General features: G+C 57.4%; 17 protein-coding genes, 1 tRNA gene and 1 pseudogene. 11 read left to right on the top strand and 8 right to left on the bottom strand.

Annotated features, from left to right (window positions below):
- Window positions 1–618: 618 nt before the first annotated feature.
- Complete coding sequence (locus tag BQ7114_RS00690; RefSeq protein ID WP_072340623.1) at window positions 619–2241, bottom strand: zinc-dependent metalloprotease; 1623 nt, start codon at window positions 2239–2241, stop codon at window positions 619–621.
- Between the two features lie 551 nt (window positions 2242–2792).
- On the opposite strand from BQ7114_RS00690, the gene BQ7114_RS00685 reads away from it, so the two are divergent.
- Window positions 2793–3950, top strand: a complete 1158-nt coding sequence (locus BQ7114_RS00685) for a YlbL family protein (protein ID WP_230205927.1) — start codon at window positions 2793–2795, stop codon at window positions 3948–3950.
- Between the two features lie 441 nt (window positions 3951–4391).
- On the opposite strand, the gene BQ7114_RS00680 is transcribed toward BQ7114_RS00685, so the two are convergent.
- Window positions 4392–5093 carry a PPA1309 family protein gene (locus BQ7114_RS00680; RefSeq protein ID WP_072340621.1) on the bottom strand — a complete coding sequence of 234 codons (702 nt, stop codon included), beginning with the start codon at window positions 5091–5093 and terminating at the stop codon, window positions 4392–4394.
- 176 nt (window positions 5094–5269) lie between these two features.
- On the opposite strand from BQ7114_RS00680, the gene BQ7114_RS00675 reads away from it, so the two are divergent.
- From BQ7114_RS00675 to BQ7114_RS00665, 3 genes are all read left to right on the top strand, one after another.
- Entirely contained in the window at window positions 5270–8314 is a 3045-nt protein-coding gene (locus BQ7114_RS00675) for a UPF0182 family membrane protein (protein ID WP_072340617.1), read from the top strand.
- Window positions 8315–8791: 477 nt separating this feature from the next.
- Complete coding sequence (locus BQ7114_RS00670; RefSeq protein ID WP_072340615.1) at window positions 8792–9376, top strand: O-acetyl-ADP-ribose deacetylase; 585 nt, start codon at window positions 8792–8794, stop codon at window positions 9374–9376.
- Window positions 9358–9675, top strand: a complete 318-nt coding sequence (locus BQ7114_RS00665) for a DMT family transporter (RefSeq protein ID WP_072340611.1) — start codon at window positions 9358–9360, stop codon at window positions 9673–9675. The genes BQ7114_RS00670 and BQ7114_RS00665 overlap by 19 nt, the downstream gene beginning before the upstream one ends.
- Before the next feature lie 63 nt (window positions 9676–9738).
- On the opposite strand, the gene BQ7114_RS00660 is transcribed toward BQ7114_RS00665, so the two are convergent.
- A complete protein-coding gene (locus BQ7114_RS00660) occupies window positions 9739–10845 on the bottom strand; it encodes a hypothetical protein (RefSeq protein WP_072340605.1) in 1107 nt (368 codons plus the stop codon).
- Between the two features lie 384 nt (window positions 10846–11229).
- Window positions 11230–11883, bottom strand: a complete 654-nt coding sequence (locus tag BQ7114_RS08965; RefSeq protein WP_230205926.1) for a TM2 domain-containing protein — start codon at window positions 11881–11883, stop codon at window positions 11230–11232.
- A 272-nt stretch (window positions 11884–12155) separates the two neighbouring features.
- Here BQ7114_RS08965 and BQ7114_RS00650 point away from each other — a divergent pair, with 272 nt between their 5' ends.
- Both BQ7114_RS00650 and BQ7114_RS00645 read left to right on the top strand, forming a co-directional pair.
- Window positions 12156–12764 carry a DUF6318 family protein gene (locus BQ7114_RS00650; protein WP_143236758.1) on the top strand — a complete coding sequence of 203 codons (609 nt, stop codon included), beginning with the start codon at window positions 12156–12158 and terminating at the stop codon, window positions 12762–12764.
- A 91-nt stretch (window positions 12765–12855) separates the two neighbouring features.
- Window positions 12856–13590 carry a hypothetical protein gene (locus BQ7114_RS00645; RefSeq protein ID WP_195906685.1) on the top strand — a complete coding sequence of 245 codons (735 nt, stop codon included), beginning with the start codon at window positions 12856–12858 and terminating at the stop codon, window positions 13588–13590.
- Between the two features lie 152 nt (window positions 13591–13742).
- Here BQ7114_RS00645 and BQ7114_RS00640 read toward each other — a convergent pair whose 3' ends face one another.
- From BQ7114_RS00640 to BQ7114_RS00630, 3 genes are all read right to left on the bottom strand, one after another.
- Window positions 13743–14105 carry a YchJ family protein gene (locus BQ7114_RS00640; RefSeq protein ID WP_072340589.1) on the bottom strand — a complete coding sequence of 121 codons (363 nt, stop codon included), beginning with the start codon at window positions 14103–14105 and terminating at the stop codon, window positions 13743–13745.
- Between the two features lie 477 nt (window positions 14106–14582).
- Complete coding sequence (locus BQ7114_RS00635) at window positions 14583–15539, bottom strand: hypothetical protein (RefSeq protein ID WP_072340583.1); 957 nt, start codon at window positions 15537–15539, stop codon at window positions 14583–14585.
- Between the two features lie 580 nt (window positions 15540–16119).
- Window positions 16120–16196 (bottom strand) — tRNA-Met (locus BQ7114_RS00630).
- A 282-nt stretch (window positions 16197–16478) separates the two neighbouring features.
- Between BQ7114_RS00630 and BQ7114_RS09105 the strand changes: the two are divergent.
- The 4 genes and pseudogenes from BQ7114_RS09105 to BQ7114_RS00615 form a co-directional block, all read left to right on the top strand.
- Window positions 16479–16862, top strand: a pseudogene (locus BQ7114_RS09105) (TSUP family transporter); the annotation flags it as partial.
- 1 nt (window position 16863) lies between these two features.
- Complete coding sequence (locus BQ7114_RS08960) at window positions 16864–17235, top strand: hypothetical protein (RefSeq protein WP_230205925.1); 372 nt, start codon at window positions 16864–16866, stop codon at window positions 17233–17235.
- Between the two features lie 175 nt (window positions 17236–17410).
- Window positions 17411–17902: a hypothetical protein gene (locus tag BQ7114_RS00620; RefSeq protein WP_143236755.1), complete on the top strand. Its 492-nt coding sequence runs from the start codon at window positions 17411–17413 to the stop codon at window positions 17900–17902.
- A gap of 99 nt (window positions 17903–18001) precedes the next feature.
- A complete protein-coding gene (locus BQ7114_RS00615) occupies window positions 18002–18511 on the top strand; it encodes a dihydrofolate reductase (RefSeq protein ID WP_072340577.1) in 510 nt (169 codons plus the stop codon).
- A gap of 613 nt (window positions 18512–19124) precedes the next feature.
- On the opposite strand, the gene BQ7114_RS00610 is transcribed toward BQ7114_RS00615, so the two are convergent.
- Window positions 19125–19640, bottom strand: coding sequence for an NUDIX hydrolase (locus tag BQ7114_RS00610; RefSeq protein WP_072340574.1), 516 nt, complete (start codon window positions 19638–19640; stop codon window positions 19125–19127).
- Window positions 19641–19860: 220 nt separating this feature from the next.
- Between BQ7114_RS00610 and BQ7114_RS00605 the strand changes: the two genes are divergently transcribed.
- The gene (locus BQ7114_RS00605) at window positions 19861–21111 is read left to right on the top strand and encodes an MFS transporter (protein ID WP_072340571.1); all 1251 of its coding nucleotides are present in this window, start codon (window positions 19861–19863) and stop codon (window positions 21109–21111) included.
- The last annotated feature ends 50 nt before the right edge of the window (window positions 21112–21161 follow it).

The raw sequence follows: 21161 nt of genomic DNA, 5'->3' as shown, positions 1-21161 counted from the left end.
ACAGAAGAGAGGCGCCTAAAGCGTCTGTGATGTTGAAGTCTAGCGCGAGAATCAGCATCGGAACGACGATTCCTCCGCCCACACCGAAGAAACTGGTCAACGGCCCTGTCGGCTTGCGTACGCGGTGAACGCCAAAACGCCCTTTTTAGATTCGCCTTTCAACACATCGGTTGCTAGCTTCTTGCTTTTGAAAGCACTGCGGAAAGGAAGGTGCCGCCGATGGTTAGCAGAATCCGCAGAACTAGCATCAGAAGATTAGCGCTGACAAGTAACGAAAGCCTGGAACCGAAAGGATGGCAACGGTAGACAGGGCTCCAAAGATGAAGCCCTCTTCGCGTTGCACCTGGCTCTACAAGGACTTGGGAATTAGCGCTATAAGCAAGGTGCTTCCCATGATGATCAAAGATCCAACTGATGCCTCATGCGGAGGTTACTCCAGCAGGAAGACACATGTGGGTATCGAGAGGATTCCTGAGTCAGCGCCTAGGACACCGACGACGAGGCCGATGAGGAGGTCGATGCCGAGAGGCGCTGAAGCATTATGCTTCAACGCCCTCTAAGGGGACACAACTAATTTCGGAAGTCAGAGATGCCCGGTATTGCCCCTCATTGTCGGTTCTAGTCATCGCGAGAGGTAGCGTCATCATCGGAGTTGTCGCCCGGACCTTGTCTATCATTATCCGAATCCGATCCTTCAACGCCGGACGCGGACCCTCTACCCTGAGAACTCGATCCGCTATTATCAGAATCTGACGTATCGGAAACGGCGCTGGCGGATCCGACGCGCTTTGCGTCGCCCTCCGAATCCTGGCCCGGCTCAAGCCCCTCAGCCCAGCCGAGGGTACCCTCCAATAACTGCTCCAGCGCCGCGTCAATGTCTGCATCGGCGTCAGCTTTTTGCTTACGAGAAAGAAGGAAAGCCTCCGGATTCGCAAGCTCCGTAGCTGTTGGAGCAAAGTCGGGGTGATTCCAAAGAGCATCGCGCTCACTGCGGCCTCGTTCACTTGAAACAATCTGCCAAAGCTGCGCCGCATTACGCGCCTGACGAGGACGTAACTTAAGGCCAATCAGCTTTTCAAGCATCTGCTCCGCGGCGCCACCCGAAACGCGCCGGCGACGCATCAACTCGCGCAACTGTTCAATGTGCGGCAGGTACGGGCGGCCAGCTTCGAGAGTGATCACCTCAACCCAACCTTCTACGAGTGCCAGTTGAGTCTCCAAATCCTCGAGTGCCTTTTCCTGCGCGGGAGTGGGCTCCCCGTTGAACGCCCCGGCTGTCATCGCATCCTGGAGTGCCGCCATGTCTGTCGGGTCAATCGAAGTGGCAGCCTCGTAAATCGCATCTGTATCAATGCGGATCTCGGCCGCGTAGTTCTGCACGGACTGCAAGATCTCTGACCGCAACCAGGACACGGAATGGAACAGCCTGGCGTGCGCGACCTCCCGCAATGCGAGGAACTGGTAAACCTCATCCGTTGGAATATCAAGACCATCCACGAATGCGTTCACATTAGGCACAACGAGGGCAGTGCTACCTCCGTCGGTTAGTGGAATGCCCACGTCGGTTGAGCCGAACGCCTCATGAGATAGGCCTCCGAGGGCCTCGCCGATCTGGCCGGCAAAAACCGCTGCGGAGAGACGCTCCATCATGGGTTGCGCCTGGGTGAACATGGCAGACAGCCCCTCCGGCAATTCGCCGATTCCCTGATTCGTCATCTGGTCCATCTGTTGTTTCAACGCATCCGAGAGGGCGCGCGCCGCATTCGCCGCAACCGGCTCGACCATCTGCTTCCATGTGTCAAGGGTGTTGTCCACCCAGTCAGAGCGGCGCCATGCGTGGCGTTCACCTTGCGGAGGAGTTAAATCCGTGACCGCATCCAGCCACAAATCGCCAACCTGTAATGCTTGGCGGATACGCTGGCCCTCCGCGGCCGAAATCTGCAAGTCACCATCACCCCATGCGCGGTGGCGAGCGATCTCATGCGCCATCTTCCAGTTGATTGGACCGCTGCTTGAACTCATCATGTAGTTCAGCTGCCCAAGCATCGAGCGCATCTCTTCGGGAGTGCCGGGGAACTTCATGCCGGCGCCCATCGACGCGGGGTCAACGCCGCTCGCGCGCATTGCCTTTATCATCTCGTCAGCAGCCTCACGGCCGAGCATGCTTCGCAGCATGTCCTCCCACGGCGACCTCTTGGAGTCGTCGTTCGAGTCAAACATGTCCGGGTTGTTTTCACTCATGCCTTACAAATTACCGCCTCTTCTGAACCGGTGCGCTGAGAGAGCGTGGGATGAGGCTGTTTTGGCTGGTATTTAGAGGTTTAGCCCATAGCGAACTGGTTCTATACGTGAAGGGAAGTGGTGGAGAAGGAGAGGCGTAACTGTCGGGAATTGAACCATGGCGTTCACGTGCGTGAGGGGAAGTGCGCCCGCGCGGCCGAAATTCTTTCCGACCGACGCTGCCGTTCACGTGCGTGAGGGGAAGTGCCTGGTTTCGTGCTTAGACCCGTCACTTCCGGTCTGAATGCCAAAGGAACGCTTGGATGGAATCAGCTGCGTGAGTGGAAGTGGTCAATCAGACTCCCTTTTCGGCCACTTTGTATCTGAATACTCGTAGGCGAGTAGAGGCTCAATAATATCCGTGAGGGGAAGTGACGGTTTTGGGTGCTGAACCTGCCAGCTCCCCTCACGCACGTAGTGAACCCGCACCTCCTCGCACTTGGACAAGTTCGAGCCATTCACGCAAAATGGTTTCGGCGGTCCAGACAGTGCTAGGCCGGTGGGAGGAACATATGGCTATCGAGGATTACAACGCCCCCTTGGAAATGAAAGAGGACGGCGAGAATCGGCCCGCCCATGCGCGTTCCCTCCGCAGGAAAATAGGTCGGTGGGGCACATTAATAGGTGCGTTAGTTCTGGTCGGAGTCATTGCATTCGCGGTGCCGATGCCGTACGTGATTACGTCTCCGGGGCCGACGTACGACGTCCTCGGTTCTATGAATGGCGATCCTGTAATCGAAATTACCGCCCCCGACGTCGCGAAGCAGTCCGAGGGGCAGCTGCGCATGGTCACCGTGTCGAGTTTAGGAGGGCCGGATGCACACGTTTCCCTGGTGGATTTTCTATTGGCGAAGCTAGATCCGTCGAGCAATGTGAGGCCGGTGGAGGAGGTCTATCCGCGCGATCTTACCCGCGAAGAATTGGATGAGCTTAGCAAAATCCAGATGACGTCCTCGCAATCGACGGCCGCCTCAGTGGCGTTGGAGGCGCTGGGATACGACGTGGACGTGACCATGACGATTGCGGGCGCAACATCGGGATCGCACGCTGAGGGCGTGGTTGAGGAGGGCGATGTGCTCCAAGCGATCATCACTCCGGATGGGGAGAGGCATGCGGTTGACCGGCCGTCGGTTCCGTTCGCGCTTCCAAAGACCCTCCCGCCAGAGACGCCCGTGAAACTGGAAATCTTGCGTAACGGTGAGAAGAAAACCCTTGCCATGCGCACCTATCTGCCTGAGGAGACGGGGCCGGACTTTATGGGCTCGCGGTTCGGTATCTACCTAAGCGCGGACGTGAAACTACCAGTCGACGTAACAATTCACCTGGAGAACGTCGGCGGCCCATCGGCCGGTTTGATGTTCGCACTCGGAATCATCGACAAGTTCACCGGCGGCGATTCAACCGGCGGTGCGATCATCGCGGGCACCGGCGCCATAGGATACGACGGTGAGGTGCAACCAATCGGCGGCATTGTGCAGAAAATGTACGGTTCAAAGCGCGATGGAGCCCAGTGGTTCCTTGCCCCGAAGTCGAATTGCGACGAGGTAGTGGGAAACATTCCCGATGGTTTAGAGGTTTGGCCGGTTTCGACGCTCGCCGAAGCACGCGAGGCGGTGCAAGCCATCTCTAAGGGAGCCACGATCGATCACCCGGTTTGCGAGGCCAAGTGAGCCCTCGCCGGGCTTAAAGGCGCTTCGGGTTCTCTTCCATAGGCACAGGGGCTCAGCGGCGTACACCATTCCGACCCAAACTGGCATGAATCGGGGGTCGATTAGGCGCTTCCCCTCACAGATCCGACAGGGCGACTCCTCACCTCCCAGTATTCAGACGCAAAGCGGCAAAAACAGGGGCGTAGTTGCGCACTTCCCCTCACGGATGTGGTTACGGAGGTATCGGTTTGCGGTATTCAGAGGGGAACTGGCGGGTTCAGCACCCAAAAACGCCACTTCCCCTCACGGATGTAGGAGGCGCTTTCACTTCTTTGCGGTATTCAGACCTGAAGCGGCGATTATTACGCCGCTTCAGGTCAGTTCCCCTCACGCACCTTAACTAGCGCGAGGAGTGTAGAAAAACTAGCGCGAGACGTGTGGAACCGCCGAGAGAGCGGGAGGCTAGCAGCCGCAGTCGCCGCCCCCACAGCCAGTGTCGCCGCCGTGTCCACCTCCGGACCCGCAACGTCCTCCGGACCCGCAGCTGCAACCGCTACCGCATCCTCCGGACCGGCGCTCTTCGGCGGGCATGAACGTGGTGAACAGGGCTTCAACCAGGCCGGGAACGAGGTTGGTGCCTTCGGCGACCTCATCATCGTTGTCATGGGAGCGGGCTCGCACAGCACACCAGGACTCGCCGGTGCGCAGAACACCCGCAACAATGCGGACTTCGTCACGGTCAGGGTGGTTAGCGAAGAACTCGACGGCCTCTACCGGATTGGCGGGCGCCTGCTCCTGCACGGCGGGCGGAACCATAACTCGTTCTGTGGCAACTGCTGCGCCCGCAACCGACTCGGGCCAGCCCAGTTGCGCGAGGGTTTCCTCAAGGTCCTCGCCGGGCAAATCCTCCTGAATGACTGCAGTGAGTGCGGTCTCGGTGCCGTCCCAACTGGCCTCGAGGTGTGCGCGCATGTCGGCGGGGAGTTCCTCCAAAGCCAATAGCTCGCCAGTGGGTACCAGTGCGTAAACAGTGGAGGCGTGATCCCAACCCAAGGCCGAGGCCGCCCGCTCAATCTCGTACACAGCGTGTGTGAGCCCCAGCTGAGCGCCGGTTACGCCATTTGACTTGGGGGAGGCTGCTGCGCCCCCGTCCTCGTTCAACATTGTTCACTTCCTTTGTCCGTAGCGCGCCCTACACTTATACCAGAACGTTCAGCTCCGATCGGTAGAGCGTAAGGCGGGTGTGTTAAGCACCATTATTCCCGTGTGCCTTATGCCTCGCCAATCGATACACTGGACGGACAATGTAAGCAAACTCGCTAGTTTTCGAGAGGAAAAACGTGAGCGGTTTTCCATTCCAGGGCTTTCCTGAGCCGCCCAGGCCAGAAAAGTCCAGTCATCCTAAGAAAGGGATGACGCCTTTCCGGATCACAATCCTGGTGCTTGTGATTCTTGGGGTGTTCATCTACGTTGCGTCCGATTTGTGGACGCAGGTCCTTTGGTTCGACCAGTTGGGAGCCCAACGAGTGTTGTGGACCAAGTGGCTGTCGATTCTAGCGATTGTTGCTGTGGCAACGGTTGTGAACGCCACTATCGTTGGCCTGAACATGAACTGGGCGCACAAGAAACGTCCGCGTTCAATGCTTGGAGGCCGCAGTGAAAGCCTGATGCAGTACCAGGAGAAAATGGCTTCGCTCCGGCGCGTCATTTTCTGGGGAGTTCCGCTGATTATCGGCCTGTTTACTGGCCTTGGGCTTGCCGCAGATTGGCGGCAGATCATCATGTGGATGAACCGTACTCCGTTTGGGGTTGCGGATCCGCAGTTCAACACTGACGTTTCGTTCTACGTGTTCACGTTGCCGCTCTTGAAGATGATCCTCTCGCTGCTTACAACGGTGTTTGTTGTGAGCCTTCTCGCTTCCATCGTGGTGCACTACCTTTACGGTGCTATTCAGGTGGCTCCTCGTTTTCGGGTTACGAGGCCGGCTCGGCGCCAGGTTGGAATCCTTGCGGCAATCCTGTCGCTAGTGGTTGGCCTGCGCTACTGGATTGCCCCTTACCGAGCGCTGGTTGAGACCACAGGATCGCCTTCGGATGGCGCCCTGTACGCGCAGGTTAATGCTTACATTCCGGCGCAGCTGATACTCGCGGTTATCTCGGTGCTTGTGGCGGTGCTCTTTGTGGTTGCGGCCTTCCGCGGCACGTGGCATCTACCCGTGGCGGGCGTTGCTGTAACGGTGGTTTCCGCCCTCGTTCTGGGCATGGCATATCCTGCACTGATCCAACAGTTCAAGGTGCGTCCAAACGAGCGCGCCCTGCAGTCGCCCTACATTCAGCACAACATTGACGCGACGCTTGCGGCATACGACCTCGAGAATGTTGAAGTGCAGACCTACGCGGCAAGGACTGACACCGCTACTGGCCAGCTCCGTGATGATGCGGCGTCAACGCAGCAGATTCGCCTTATTGACCCGGACATCATTTCACCGACTGTTCGACAGTTAAAGCAGTCGCGCTCGTACTATACGTTCGAGGATCAGCTGAATGTTGATCGCTACGAGATTGACGGTCAGAAGAGGGACACGGTGATCGCGGTTCGCGAGATTGACCTCGAAGGCCTCGATAACAACGAACAGAACTGGGTTAACAGGCACACCATCTTCACGCACGGTTACGGCGTTGTGGCCGCTTACGGCAACAGGGTTGACTCAAAGGGCGAGCCGCAATGGTGGGAGGACGGTATTCCCTCCACTGGTGACGTTGGCGAGTATGAGCAGAGAGTGTATTTCTCGCCGAACTCTCCCGAATACTCGATTGTTGGCGCTCCGGAAGGAACCGACCCGCTCGAATTGGACTACCCCGATGAGCAGTCCGGCGGCCAGGTTCCAACAACGTTTGATGGTGACGGCGGCCCGTCCATTGGCAACTTCTTTAACAAGCTCCTCTTTGCGATCAAGTTCCAGTCGACGAACATCTTCTTCGCATCACAAATCAACTCTGAATCCCAGATTCTGTACGACCGCGACCCGGCACTACGAGTTTCAAAGGTTGCGCCGTACCTCACGCTTGACCGTAAGCCCTACCCGGCAGTGGTAGATGTGGATGGCGATCCGTCCACGCCTAAACGCCTCGTGTGGATCGTTGATGCCTACACCACGTCGAACCATTATCCGTATGCGCAGCACGTGAACGTTTCATCAGCAACTGCGGATGCCTCAACACAGGATTCAGCACTGTACGCGGCGCAGCCGAACATCAACTACATGCGTAACTCGGTGAAGGCAGTGGTTGATGCCTACGACGGTTCAGTTTCCCTCTACCAGTGGGATGAGGAGGATCCGATCCTTAAGTCGTGGATGAAGACCTTCCCCGGTCAGGTGAAGCCGCTCGCGGATATTTCTGGGGATCTGATGGCGCACCTTCGCTACCCACAGGACCTATTCAAAGTTCAGAGGTCGCTACTTGCCGCATATCACGTGACCGAGGCCGGCGATTTTTACACGGGTGGTGACCGTTGGAGGCTGTCCGAAAACCCGACTTCAGTGCGAAATGTTGATGGCTCCACGCCGGTTCAGCCGCCGTACTACTTGACGATGCAGATGCCGGGTCAAGAGAGCGCGGAGTTCTCACTTACCTCGGTATTCGTGCCGGGCGGACGTGCGGATCGAGAGCCGATGGCAGGCTTCCTCGCTGTTGACTCCGAGACAGGGTCCGAGGCAGGCAAGGTGCGTGAGGGGTACGGTCAGTTACGCCTGCTCGCGCTCCCATCCTCGACCACTGTGCCAGGGCCGGGCCAAGTGCAGAACAACTTCAACGCGAACGCGGAGATCGCGCGTGAGCTGAACCTGATGGACCAGGAAGGGTCTGAGGTAATCCTCGGAAATCTGCTGACCCTGCCGGTTGGTGGTGGACTGCTATACGTGCAGCCGGTCTACCTGCAAGGTACGGGCTCAACCAAGTACCCGGTTCTGCGTAAGGTCATGACCGCGTTTGGCGATTCCGTTGGCTTCAGCGAGACACTTGAGGGCGCCCTCGATATGACATTCAAGGGTGACTCGGCTGCAGAGCTGGCTGAAGGTACGGGAAGCAAGGACGGATCCGGATCGGGTGACGGTGAAGAGTCCGACCTGTCGACCCAGCAGAAGCTGACAAGCGCCCTGCAAGGGGCACGTGATGCCATCATGGCGGGTGAGGATGCGATGAAGGTTGGCGATTGGGCCGAATACGGTAAGCAGCAGCAACGCTTGCAGAGTTACTTGACTCAGGCGCTGCGTTTGCAGAACGAGCTGGACACGCAAAGCCAGCTCAGCCCTGAGGAGCTCACGGTTGACGCGCCCGAACCAACGGCCGCGCCCACCGAGCCAGAGGGCACAGCCGCTAAGTAGTGGCGCAAACCTGAGGCCTCCCGTCGGTCGGTAACAAGCTGGAAGGCGGGAGGCCTTGCTCTACCGTGGGGTGAGAGCCGCGCGGTGTTAGATCCGTAGATGAGGAGCTGATGGGGTCGGCCGAGGCTTATGCGCTTTTGGTGTGCCAGGCCTCTGCATACGGCTCGGATGCTCGGTTGGTAACTGTAAACCGCGTGCCCGACGGGAAACGCCCATTTTCGGTGGTAACTGTGCCGGTTTAGGTCGGAATGCTGTCATATGCGGATCGGCGGACCATCCTGCGTGAGGGAAAACGCCCGATTTCCCGTTGTTCTCGACGTTTTGGGTCTGAAAGCCAGTGGAGCGCTCGCGTGCTGAACGGTTGTGAGATGGAGAATGCCTCCATGATCAGGATTCTGTGTCACTTTGGGTCTCGCACGCAATCGAGACGTGTATGACGTACGGTTGTAGCTGGTAGTTAGGGGATGGGAGGCCGTTTTGAACTTAATCGTCGAGGTTGCAGATATAACGCTGCTCGAAGTCGATGTGATTGTGAATGCGGCAAACTCCTCGTTGCTGGGAGGAGGCGGTGTTGACGGTGCAATTCATAGGGCAGCTGGTCCAGGTTTGCTTAAGGAATGCCGCAGGATACGGGACACGGAGTTGCCGGACGGACTACCAACTGGGCAGGCCGTAGCTACAAGGGCATACGATCTGCACGCACTTTGGGTCATCCACACAGTTGGGCCGAATCGGCATGCAGGCGAGGATGATCCGCATCTGCTCGAGTCGGCATTTCGAAACTCTTTGGAGCTGGCAACACAGTTAGGTGCTCGATCGGTGGCTTTTCCAGCTATTTCTGCTGGCGCGTACGGTTGGGAGATGGACGAGGTCGCGCGCGTCGCGGCTTCAGCTGTGATGGCCTGGAGCAGTGCAGAGAATGGTGCTTGCAGAGCTTTGCAAACGATTGTTTTTGCGGTTATGAATGAGAATGCTCGCACATTGTTTGAATCGGAGCTAACTTTAGCGGCGGGCTCGTTCGAAGTTGATCAAGGAGGACACCGATGGCGTGGGTGGTTCTAGTGGTTTCCGCGATGTTTGAGTCCATGTGGGCGAGTGCATTGGACCGCATGGCGGGTGGTGCGCTCACTTTGCTAAATGCATTGAGCTTTGTGGTCGGTTCGATAATCTCTGTGGGTGGCCTGTATTTTGCGCTACGTGACTTGCCGGTTGGAACATCGTACGCGATTTGGGTTGGGATTGGTGCGGCAACCACGGTGTTGTGGGCGGCATTCGCTGGGGTGGAGACGCTAACAGCTTTGAAATTGGTCTTCATAGGCATGATTGTTGCGGGCGTTGCCGGCTTAAAAATTGTGTCATAGGGAGCGCGCGCACGAGCCTTGAGATGAGTTTCAACACGTGTAGTAGCGCTTCGTTTTCAATGTTCAGATGAGGTGCCTCGTTAATACTCCGGGAAAGTATCTGGATCTAAGTTTGCCGAGCCGAGTGGCGAGGCTCCCAGATTTGAACTCTCCCCAGGTGAACCGTTCAAGGTGTGGCAGCTTTTTGCGGATAATCTCTTCGCGTTGGCGCTCGTCATGCAGGGCAGTCTCGGGGTTTGCCAGGCTACCGTCGTATTTGATGATGCCGTCAAATTCGAGCGCGAGCCCCTTGGAGGGGTACGCGAAGTCCGTGAAGTAGCGGCGTCTGCCTTCTCCGATTTCGAATTGTTCGGTGGCGGGAGGAAATCCGAAACGATGGAGTTCGAGTCTTAGCAGTGATTCGCCGATACTTTCCGACCAGGGTGAGATGAGACGCAGATTGCGCCGTGCGCGTCGTTTTCCACGGTGATCTTTGCGGCTTGCCAGGATTGTTTCGAGCCTCAGAAGGATGATCCGAAAGGCTGCCTCGACGGTGGCCCGGTCACGTTTGTGCTCACGGACTCGTTGCTGGATGAACCAGTCGACAATGGGCACACAATGGCGCGCGGGGTGGCGCGCCAGTAGTTCCACGCAGAGGTAGTCCCACCTCAGCGTCTTCATGCCATCGATTGTTGTGTAGGCGGAAGTGGGAAGGGTTCTGGAGCTTCGTTTGACCACTGCCTCGCGGATTTGAGGCAGGTTGTGGCTGCGCGTTGGCGCGGATGGCTCGAGGCTCGTTCCAGGCGAACCGGACGGTACTTGTGCTGGCAAAATACCGAGGGCGTTGCCAAACCACTGGTAAGCGGCCTCGCCTACGAAACGTAGCTTGCATTTGGAGTGGTGGCGAGAATGCTTGACTCCCGTGATGAGCTCGATATCCCAAGTGTTGTGTGGGATTGGTGCACCGTGGATGAGGGCGGCGATGATTCCGTCTAGGGCCGTGCCTTCGGCAGACATGTTAAGTACGCGGCGGGCGCGCTCCTTTTGGACGGCTTCCCAGATTTCCCAAGGAGGGCCAGGTTGAATTTGAGCCCAGAGCCCGTAGGCGAGTCTGACGCGGCTACTGTTTTTGCGCCTCGTGATGGTGCGACCTGATTGCGCCCATGTTGTGATGTTGTGAAGGTTCTCCATGCATGAAAGGGCATCATGATGGTGATGTTCGAGGAGTGTTCGCCGGCGAGGGTTGTGGACGCCATGTGCGGAGCGATGCCTGGGGAAACCTGTAGGTCATGGAGAGCATATGAGCCGGGGCCGAGCGGTGCCTAGGGATACCGAGTGCGGAGGATTAGCAGGGGAGGCTAGGTGAGGGCATTCGGAGGCAGACCGTGAGGGTTTGGAGAGACATTCAGACGGAAAATGCCGGAAACCTGAGCTAGCCACGGCAGTTTAGGTCGGAATCGCGACGAAATTGCCTCTGTATGATTGCGATTCCGACGGGAAGTGGCATGTCAGGGGCCATCTTGTGGCACTTCTGGTCTGAATCGTGATTCGTCCTGTACCGCAAAGGAGGATCACCTAGTTGGCGAGAGGACGTCCCCACCCGTCGACTTTCCATTTCGGGTCCGAACCGAAGAGGTACATGATCCCCTCGAAAATTCCCCACATAGCAACTATGGGAGCGAGCCCGAGCGCAGATAGCAAGGTGATCAGCAGCTGGATCACCGCTAGCTTGTATTTGCCTAGGTAAAAGTTGTGGGTCCCAAACGCGCCCAGCAAAATGGCCAGCATGCCAGCCACGATCCTGTCTTTCTGCGGCTTGTTGTCGGCATCTCGGCGATTGTTGAGGCTGGTATTTAGGGTCTGAAAAGCATGTTTTATCTTCGTAACCACATAGGTTTCCGAGGTCACCGCCATTTCACTTGTTGTATCTGGCGAAGGTTCGGGTCGCTTGCCCTGGATTCCCTCTGAGTCATCCGTCGGCATAGGCGCCCGGCATGAATTGCGGTCTGCCTGCGAGTGGCTGGTATTGGCATTACCGATCACCCGGGGAATGCGTGGTGCCCGTGGGGAAGTGGCGGATGCATGATCGATGCGTGCAGTGTCTCCTCGGAAATCGTTGTCTCGAAGCTGAGGGAGGCTATGTCTGCGGGCATTTGGGGTCTCAGACTCGTTGTCCGCGTCGTTCTCGTCGATGTTCCAGTCTTTTTCAGGTTGCGGAAATGCGCTCATCGGGGCACCTCCTCTCCAACCGGTGTTTGGCTTTCACTCGCGATTCAGATCCATAGTGCCAGAAGTTCTCATAAATCTTTTCAAGGCGTGCCTTCGACACGCATATTGCTATCTTTTTGAAAGTGGCATAACACCGAGCTGGACAAGCGCTCGTTCTGGTCCGAGTTATTCACAGTTTTTGAGACGGTCTATGAATTGGCGCGGTTATGTCGTACTTTCCTTGTACAGGTTTCACATGCGAGGAGTTCAGTGCGATGCGCCATCCCAAAACCATGACAGCTGTGGCCATACTAAGTTTGTTTAGCGTGGGCATCGTAGGGTGTTCTTCACCGGAGAAGAATGGGGCCGAGGATGCCCAAACTTCTCTTGCTTCCCAAACCGCAACTGAAGCGTCAAGCACGGCCCCGACAATCCCACCGGCAGACGTGCTCTACCCGCACCCCAAGCCAGAAATGCCGGCCGAGGCACACGAGCACTCCGTACTAGGAGCGCAGGCGTTTTCTGTGTATGTACTGGAAATGTTTGGATATACAGGCGCTACTCAGGATATTGAGGCATTTGCATCGTTATGTATTGAAGACTCTGCATCATGCAACAGCTTTTTAGATCGTATGAGGAAAGTCATCGAAGAAGGTTCGTACTATGAAGACTACGAGCTTCAGGTCACCAAGGTGAACGGAAGCTTAGACGGAGGGAGTCGCCCTGAGGCAGAGTATGGTACTCAGCTAGCAGCTTTTGTCCCGAAACACGTCCTTCACGAGGGCCCGACGGGTGAGATAGTCAGATATGAGGACGCAGACATCATAGGTGCTGTAGAAGTTGTCTGGCGCGACGGGTGGAAAGTCGTGGAGCTTCAAATGAAGGATGCAGATGATGATTAATCCAACGGTGAGAGTGCTCTTAGGTTTCATCTTGGTTATATCGCTAGGAGCGAGCAATGTGTCGTTTGCACAAACCAACGGAAGAGATCCCTTGACTGGAGCTACCGAGCCGGGAAATGCTCTTCCCTCGTTGTCGTCGCCAATTTTTCCGCATGTCGGCATCTATGATTTGGGTTTGGTTCCTGATGGTTCTAAGGGCGTTCGGTTTGATTCGGCTGGCAAGGCGGGCTGGGACACGCTTGAGGTGTGTGGTTTGCGCCGGTTCTCTAATGGCAGTCATGCGCATCAGCTGTGTTTTGATCCGGTTACTGGTCGAGTTCAGGCTCCAACCGGCGGTAGCACCTCCGATGGTGAGGTTGAGTATCGTCCGGTAGATCTGTCACAGATAGTTGCGAAAGCGGTCGATGATACGAACTTGGCAGGCATGCGAGTTAACGTTCAACCCAATAAGGGTTGGGTTTTTGCCACGGTGCCAACAATTGTGTATATGACTGGGGAGAAGCCGACTAACTCGGTAAACGTCGATGGGTTTGACGTTACCGTAAATTGGAGCGTTCGAGAGCACCAGATCCAGTTCAACGAACCTGGCGGAGGTGCCTCTGAGCTGGTTGTTTCCACCGATGGCGCGCCATATCCGAACGAGTCGATCACTTGGACCTACCGTAACGAAGGCCGAACTCACGTGTCCGTGACTACCGTGTGGGACGCGAAGGTTAGTGTGGCTGGTTCCAGTTTCGATATGCCAAGGCAGCGTACTACCACGTCTACCAGCAGCGAGTTCGAGGTGCGTAGGCCCATCATCTCACTTACAAAACCTAGCTACTAGACTCCAAGCGTCCGGATGAAACCCAGACCGTTGACAGGAGCCTACCGGGCCTCATTGATCCTCAGTATGCGCGAGGATCGTGCTGCCCAGGTTAAGCAGATCGCAAGCGAAACTGAGGCGTGGCGCGAGGGGGCCAGCTTCGTCCTCAAAAACTAATCGACGTATACCCAAGGGGAGCCATCCTCTGGGCGGATGAATCGTGAGCGTTCTTCCTGTACGCCCGGGCCTTGCGGGGTGAGGTAGTGCGCGCGGAAGTGGACCATGCCCATGGAGTCGGGTTGCTGTCCCCTCACGGTTTTGATGATCTCGAGGCCTGTCCATGTAATGGAGTCGTCGAAGGTGAGGGAGTTCGGTCTGGTTCTGGGATGCCAGGTGTGGAGCAGGAAATCACGGTCTTTACGCGCAAAGGCACTGTACCGGGCACGCATAAGGAGTTCGGCAGTGGGCGGGTTGCCTCCCCGATGGAAAGGGGCGCAACACTGATCGTAGGGTTTTTCAGAACCGCAAGGGCACATGGGTTTCTCTCTCTGCCGGCATTCAGACCTAAAGTGACTCTACCGAATGCTTTCCGCCCTGGAGGCCTTGACGAGGTGGAGCTGGTCGGCTTCTCGTCATGTCGAGCAGCATCTACCCAATAGCTTGTTGTGGGGAATCGATTCAGACCCGAAGTGGCTAAAACAGGCACCTAAACGGGCAGTTCCCCTCACGATCGGGACTAGAGCCTGCGACTTGCGCATGATTCAGATAGGAACTGCCAACAAACCAGCAGAAACAGGCGCTTTCCCTCACGGACGTGGTTGTGAGCCATGTCAAGAGGCCAAGCTGAGACGCCCTATGCCGTATGGTAGGTTCGGTCTCGCAACGGAGAGTACGCAAAGTGATGCGCATGCCAACGGCGCGCTCATATCGCTCAGGTACTGTCGTTAAAATAGAGGGAGTAGCGGGGAGGCAGGACTAAGTTACCAGCCTCCTCCAGGTAGGGCCGCAGGCCGTCAGTTGCTGCAAGGATTGCTGTCGGGTTTGATGCTGGCGCACCCTTCACTTTGCGCGTCCTGGATAGCGCTGTCCAGATCCCAACCGTTTGACGAAAGATACTGGATTTCCTTGTAGTTAGTACACTGCTTTCCAACTACGATGATGTCGTTGCAAGAGGACCTGCGTTCCTCTTCTTCGCGACGCTTCTTGGCCTCATCTTGCTTCTTCTGCTCTTCCTTTTTCTTGTCTAGCTCGTTGCTGTATTTGTCGATGGAGCCTTTGAGCGCGGCGGAGTAGTGTTCGGCATTAGATTTTATTTCGCTTATCCGGTCGAGCGTAGCGTTGGCCGTGCGCAGATCGGCAATACTGTTCAGCTCACTGGGCACCTCGGGTATTTCGGGCGGTGAGTCGACTAGGCGTTGCGCGTCCATCAGAAGGTTCAGTGATCCTTCGACTTTCCCGTATCCTTCGGAGGAGTTTGCTTTCGCTAGGCTCGCTTTCGCGCTAGCCAGAGCCTCGGTAATCGCGGTTCGGTATTCGCCGTTCTTCTCACTGATAACGGGCGCTGCGCAGTTTAGTACGCCTTCGGTGAGTTTTTGGACCGATTCGATGAGGGTTTTTGTGCGCGCTTCGACGTCGTGAGCAGTACGAGTGATTGCTTTCGCGTCGGCAGCGGAGGAACAAGTCGCAACAGCCTCGGGTGCTTCGTTCAACGCTTCTCGGGTTGCTTTGATGAGGGGAGCGGCTTCGTCGCTGGTGGCGTACCCAAAGGAGTTTTCATCGTTGAAAAAGTTTAGTAATTCCCGAGCTTTCGCGGCTTCGGTTTCGTACTGTTCTACAGCGGCGGCGTGGTTTTCGCTGGCCTCAGCGCAACTGTTTTGCGATTTTGTCAGGTAGTGAAATGCGATGAAGCCGAAGCCAAGCACCAGCGCCGCGACGAGTAGCGCTGAGACTAAAATCTTTCCCGTTTTCATGGTCTTGACCCTTGGCCGCCACCTTTCTGTGAGCGTTCTTAGCACAAGGATAAACAGTTTTCGCGAGGAACGGTACATCTTTAGATTCCTCGCGAGGACGGCGTGCTGATGATTAAGCGCTGAGATTTCCTCTAATTCATTGCGCGAACGGCGGGGCGGAGTGAAGAGGATCGGGCCGAGGGAGCGTGATCGGGCGCTGCGGCGGAGGAGCGGTGCTACGACCGTCCGTGAGGGGAACTGATCATCTGGGAGGGTGTTTCAGGCACTTTGGGTCTGAATACTGCTCGAACCCGACAGGTGGATGACCGTTTGTGAGGGGAACTGCCCGTTTTGTCTGCCGGTTTCGCCACTTTGGGTCTGAATCGCGCTGGAGGTGGTAGATAAGAGCCTAACCGTGAGGGAAACTGGGGTTATAGGACCTGTTTTAGCCACTTTGGATCTGAATCGTTGACGAAGGAGGAATGAGCTCCGGTTGGGATGCGGTTTGATCGGACCGCCCGTTCAACCTCAACCTGGTGGCTATTGGGGGTGCCGTAGAGCAATAAAAATCTCGCCACATCGAAATGTGACGAGATCTAAGTGGTAGCGGGGGCCAGATTTGAACTGACGACCTCCGGGTTATGAGCCCGGCGAGCTACCGAACTGCTCCACCCCGCGTCGGTACTTCAACTTTATGAAACCGGTGGCCGGAATTCAAACGCTTAGCGGGTGCTTTTCGTCACCACTGGCTAACCAGGGTTCAAAACAGCAGTTCCCGACGAGTAGTACCCAATTCCGAGGCCGATAGAACCTCGCAAATCATTAAACGAGGCGCAAAGTTGAACAGAGCCTAAAACGCGAGGGGCTTGCTAGGTATACGGGGCGCTTGCGCTGCGAAGCGCGGCAGCTGCCGGCTGACACACTGGGCGCGAGGAAGTAGCCGGGAGTAGGGTGAGGGCCATGGGAATGGCGTGGGCGCTTTTGGTGATTGTGGGCGCAACATTGGTGGCGTCGGGCGTTCAGAGCATTGCTGGGATGGGCTTTGGGCTGGTGGCGGCCCCGGTTTTTATCGCTTTGTTTGGTCCCGCAGAAGGGGTGCTGTGGGGCAACATAATTGGTTCAGTTACGGCTGGAACGTTACTAATCGAGAAGCGTAAGTACGTGGACTGGGTGATCGCGATTCGCTTCTTCGTGGCGGCGGTGCCGGTGATTTTCGCGACGGTGCTACTAACCCGCAACTTGGATGCATCCCTGATGGACATTGTGGTGGGGCTGATAATGCCGGCTCTCGTTGCGTTCACCGTTTTTGCGCGAAATATGCCTCGGATGCAAGGGCGTCTTCCCAATGTATTTCACCGGCGGAATGGGTGGATTCTTGTCCGCATCGGTGGGGCAGGCGGGGCCGGTCCTTACGGCCTATGCGCGGGCGGCGCAGTGGTCGCAACACAGTTTCGCTGCGACATTGCAGGTGTATTTCTTGGCAATGAACGCGGTGAATATTCCTTTGAAACTGGCAGTTGGGTACGACCCGCACGACGGGCGCCTGGCGGTTGCGACCCTCGTTGCAGGTCTTGCTGGGACGGGGGTTGGTACCGTCGCGGCGCGCAAAGTCTCGTCGCACATTACTAAGCAGCAGGCGCGCAATTTCGCGATGATCGTCGCCAGCGTCGGGGCCACCCTGGTATTTGCGCGCGGACTCGTTAGCGTCCTCGGGTAGAGGAGCAAAGTGAGGCAGTTCCCATCACGTAGCGCCAGACAGCAACCGTCCGGGCGTTCTTGATTGATGAGGGAGGTGGCCGCTCCCTCCTGAATAAAAACCTCATTGAGCGGGGAGCGCTGTCGGGACGAAACCCCCTGGGGTATTGTGTGGTGGGTGAGGGAGGGGGTGAACCATGGAGAACTCGACGGTAAAGGTGCTTTCGCAGCCAATACCCCAGGAGCTCGGCGCCGACTACATTGGTGCGACCGGAGCGAGGAGGGCGGAGCGGCGCAAGCGCCTACTGATCGCGGCAGCGTGGGCGGTAGGGGTTTTGCTTTTCCTGGGACTGCCAACGGACCTGATCCCCAACCCGATTTTTGGGTGCGAAGTGCCTATTCGCTGGTGGGAGTACCCGGTTGTGGGTGCAACGACGGCACTCACGTTCACGTGGTTTGCCGTGCAGGCCTCGCCGATAGAGTTTCAAAAGAACGGGCGCCTGCTGGGTGGGGTGATGCTCACTTTGTTTGCGGTTGCGTGCCCGGTGTGTAACAAGATTATTTTGTTGTTGCTCGGCACGGCTGGAGCCCTCGGGTTTTGGGCCCCATTGCAGCCTTACATCGCGGTGTTTTCGCTGGCTGCGTTGATGCTTGCGCTCTACCTGCGTTTGCGAGCAGCCCGCCGTTGAGACGTCTTGCCCGAGTTTTCGCGGCATTGCGTTTGTGGTGGCCTCGAACGGGTAATAATGGAGGTTGGCGTTGTAAACGGATGAAACGGGGGGTGTCCCATGACGATCGCGATGATCTGGGCGCAGGACAAGAATGGCGTCCTCGGCAATGGGAAAGAAATGCTGTGGCACGTGCCGGAGGATTTCAAGCATTTCAAGGCGGCAACGCTCGGGCACCCGGTGATTATGGGGCGAGGTTCCTGGGAGGCGATTGGTGGAAAGCCTCTGCCCGGCCGCTTGAACGTCGTGATTACGGGGCAAGAGGATTATGTGGCCGAGGGGGCCAAGGTCACTCATTCGCTCGAGCAGGCGGTCGCGGTGGCACAAACTTCCGCGGAACTCGTGTGGGTCGTTGGGGGCGCGCGGGTTTACGCTGACGCGATGAGTATCGCTGACGAGCTTGTGGTGACAGACCTGGATCTTGAGGCTGCCCCTGCTCCCGACCTGGTTTACGCGCCGACTATTGATACTGAATCTTGGTGGGCCGATCCGGCGCGGTCGGACGCGCAGTGGCGGCCGCGGTCTGGTGATGCGAGATGGAAAGTGACGACGTACCTGCGACGTCGGTGAATTAGAGGTCCGCCGACCGGGGTTGCTTGCCTCTGTGTAGTGGCGCGTCCGGCGACGCCACTTGCGTGGGCGGCGCTATATCGATTGAGACCCAAAGTGTCGGTTTGGTTGGCAAAATGGGCGTTTCCCCTCACGAATGCGCCTCGAGGTGGCGACTTCTGTAACGATTCAGACCCAAAGTGTCGATTTTGAAGCTGTTCTTGCCGCTTCCCCTCACGCTCGTGTTTAAGGGCCGATTCCACCCCGTGAGCTGCACTCGCGTCTGTGAGGTATCTGCCTGTTTGCAAGGGGTGAGATACCGGTTTGGGTCTGAAAACCGTGTAGGTGCTCGGCGTGTAAGAGGGTGCGTGAGGGGAAGTGCCAGGTTTTGGATTGTTTCTCGTCAGTTCGTGTCTGAATACCGGTTGAGAGGGGCACATGCTGCAGTGACTGTGAGGGGAACTGCTGGATTTGGGTGCAAAAAGGGAAGTATGGGTCTCGCGCCGGACAAAGCGGCAGTTCAGGTCTGAATCGTTGTGGGCGAGGGCGCCTGAGTGCAGGCTATCGCAGCGGAAACAGGAATAGGTTCGAGCCGGGCTTGCGGCTCGCGCGGAGATCCCCGGAGTTGAGCGGCTTATAGGTCGGGAATTTCCGCGGCTGCCTCGGCGGCGGCCGGGTCGAAGCTGAATAGTGTGGGCTGCGGGTCGGCGAGGGCAACGCTGATCGCGTGTTTGAACCGCTCGTTCATCTCAGGTAGCGCATCGATGGGGAACCAGTGCACTTCGGAATTCTCACCGTCAATTGGCCTTGGCGTGCCACTGATGTAGCGCATGTGCAAAGAGATGTCGAGGTAGGAGCTCACATCCCCATTCGGGTAAGTGACCGGCCCAACTGTGCCGATGGAGAGGACGCGGGTTGGCTCGCACATGATGCCGGCCTCTTCGATGGCTTCACGGATGGCGGCGTTGGCGGGCTCCTCGTCGGGGTCGATGATACCTGTGACGGGTGTCCAGTGGCCGTTGTCGGAGCGCTTCACTAGCAGCACTTCGGTGGCCTCGTCGTTCGTGATAACCGCGGTGACGCCCGACAGCCATAGCGGTGCATGTCCAACGTGCTCGCGCAGGTCTGCAACAAATCTTGGTATAGCCATGCATTCAGTCTATGCCTCGGATATGTGAGGACGGGTTGGCAGTTCTCCTCACGGACAGGTCACGCCAGCTCGCAGTCGCATCCTCGCCTCGCAGCATTCCGGTCCGTAGGCGGACCTTCGGAGGTCCTTGCTTCTCGACGCAGTGTGTTGTTGACGATGTTCGTGGTCTTTTGCGAGTGCAGTTTTGGAGGGCCGCACGCCGGCTTCGTATGCTGAATGTATGACTGATGTTAAGCGTATGTTGCGGGCGATTGTTGCGATTGTTTTCTTCACTTACATTGGTCAGTTTTTATTGAATGCCGCGATTGCTCCATTGTCGAGGGCGCTAGGTCTCGCGGAGTGGCATATGGGTGCTGCGCTTTCGTTGGCTGCGATTATGGTGACTTTGTTGAGCCAGCCGTGGGGGAGGGCTTCGCTTTCGTGGGGGCGCCGGCCGGTGCTGTTGTCTGCGCTGGTTTTGGCTCTTTGCGCAGGGTTGTTGTTCTCTTTGACGGTTTGGCTCCGCACAGCGGCGCTGATCCCGGCGGGCCTGGCGGCGTTGGGAATTATTTTGGCGAGGGGTGGTTTCTTCGGTGCCGCGGTGGCGGCTGTCCCTCCTACTGGGCAGGCGTTAATCGCGGAGATCACCCCCGACGAGGCCTCCCGCGTGCGCGGAATGGCGGCATTCGGGTCGGCTTTTAACGTGGCTGCGATGGTGGGTGCGCTCCTGTCCGGCCTACTGGCCGCATGGTGGTTGATGGCGCCGGTGTACGCAACTCCGGTGAGCGTAGGTATTGCCCTCGTTATCGCACTGGTGACGCTACCGAAGTCCACGCGGCGTGAGGGAGGGGTGAAGCCTCCAAAAATGTCCGCATTAGACCGGCGTGTGAGGCCGTATTTAGCGGCGGGTTTTGGTCTTTTCTTCGCGATGGGGATCGTGCAGATTTGCATCGGGTTTGTGGTGCAGGACCGTTTTGGTATTGCACCGGAGAGAGCGGTGCTGCCCACGGGACTCGCGATGCTTGGTCAGGCGGCTGGCGCGATTTTCTCGCAGCTGGTTTTGGTGCCGCGGTTGGTGTGGCCGCCGCGCAGGTTGTTGCGCGTGGGGTTGATGGTGGTTGTGCTGGCCGTGGCTGGTATTGCGCTGTCGTCTTTGCTGTGGGTCACGATAATATGCGTTGCGCTCATTGGCATTGGGTCTGGGCTTGCGGGGCCTGGCTATAACGCGGGAGCGTCGCTGAAGGTTGGTCCGGATGAGCAGGGATCTGTAGCCGGGCTTCTCTCCGCTACCGGTGGTTTGACTTGGGTTTTCGCGCCGATTACTGGCACTGCGTTGTATGGCGTGTCGCCGCTGGCGGCGTTGTTGTTGGCGGTTGGGGCGGTCTCGGCCTCTGCAGGGATAGCGTGGTTGCACCCAGAGTTCAGGTCGGATCGTTGGGGTGAGCGCCTGCGTTCTCGATTCAGGAGGAGCAAGCGGGTAGGCCGCGACTAGACGCGCACCCCCGTCCCTCCCTCCTCGTTTAGAAGCGCTGTTTCGAGGTG

This window comes from Actinomyces urinae (assembly GCF_900119695.1).
GTDB classification, from domain to species: domain Bacteria; phylum Actinomycetota; class Actinomycetes; order Actinomycetales; family Actinomycetaceae; genus Gleimia; species Gleimia urinae.
Note: the sequence above shows the minus strand (reverse complement) of the source record. Positions and strands in the feature narration are given on the sequence as shown.

Excerpts from the sequence above, each read along its gene's own strand:
- BQ7114_RS00690 (WP_072340623.1), bottom strand. The coding sequence starts at position 2,241 with ATGAGTGAAAACAACCCGGACATGTTTGACTCGAACGACGACTCCAAG.
- BQ7114_RS00685 (WP_230205927.1), top strand. The coding sequence starts at position 2,793 with ATGGCTATCGAGGATTACAACGCCCCCTTGGAAATGAAAGAGGACGGC.
- BQ7114_RS00680 (WP_072340621.1), bottom strand. The coding sequence starts at position 5,093 with ATGTTGAACGAGGACGGGGGCGCAGCAGCCTCCCCCAAGTCAAATGGC.
- BQ7114_RS00665 (WP_072340611.1), top strand. The coding sequence starts at position 9,358 with ATGGCGTGGGTGGTTCTAGTGGTTTCCGCGATGTTTGAGTCCATGTGG.
- BQ7114_RS00660 (WP_072340605.1), bottom strand. The coding sequence starts at position 10,845 with ATGGAGAACCTTCACAACATCACAACATGGGCGCAATCAGGTCGCACC.
- BQ7114_RS08965 (WP_230205926.1), bottom strand. The coding sequence starts at position 11,883 with ATGAGCGCATTTCCGCAACCTGAAAAAGACTGGAACATCGACGAGAAC.
- BQ7114_RS00650 (WP_143236758.1), top strand. The coding sequence starts at position 12,156 with ATGACAGCTGTGGCCATACTAAGTTTGTTTAGCGTGGGCATCGTAGGG.
- BQ7114_RS00640 (WP_072340589.1), bottom strand. The coding sequence starts at position 14,105 with ATGTGCCCTTGCGGTTCTGAAAAACCCTACGATCAGTGTTGCGCCCCT.
- BQ7114_RS00635 (WP_072340583.1), bottom strand. The coding sequence starts at position 15,539 with ATGAAAACGGGAAAGATTTTAGTCTCAGCGCTACTCGTCGCGGCGCTG.
- BQ7114_RS08960 (WP_230205925.1), top strand. The coding sequence starts at position 16,864 with ATGTATTTCACCGGCGGAATGGGTGGATTCTTGTCCGCATCGGTGGGG.
- BQ7114_RS00620 (WP_143236755.1), top strand. The coding sequence starts at position 17,411 with ATGGAGAACTCGACGGTAAAGGTGCTTTCGCAGCCAATACCCCAGGAG.
- BQ7114_RS00615 (WP_072340577.1), top strand. The coding sequence starts at position 18,002 with ATGACGATCGCGATGATCTGGGCGCAGGACAAGAATGGCGTCCTCGGC.
- BQ7114_RS00610 (WP_072340574.1), bottom strand. The coding sequence starts at position 19,640 with ATGGCTATACCAAGATTTGTTGCAGACCTGCGCGAGCACGTTGGACAT.
- BQ7114_RS00605 (WP_072340571.1), top strand. The coding sequence starts at position 19,861 with ATGACTGATGTTAAGCGTATGTTGCGGGCGATTGTTGCGATTGTTTTC.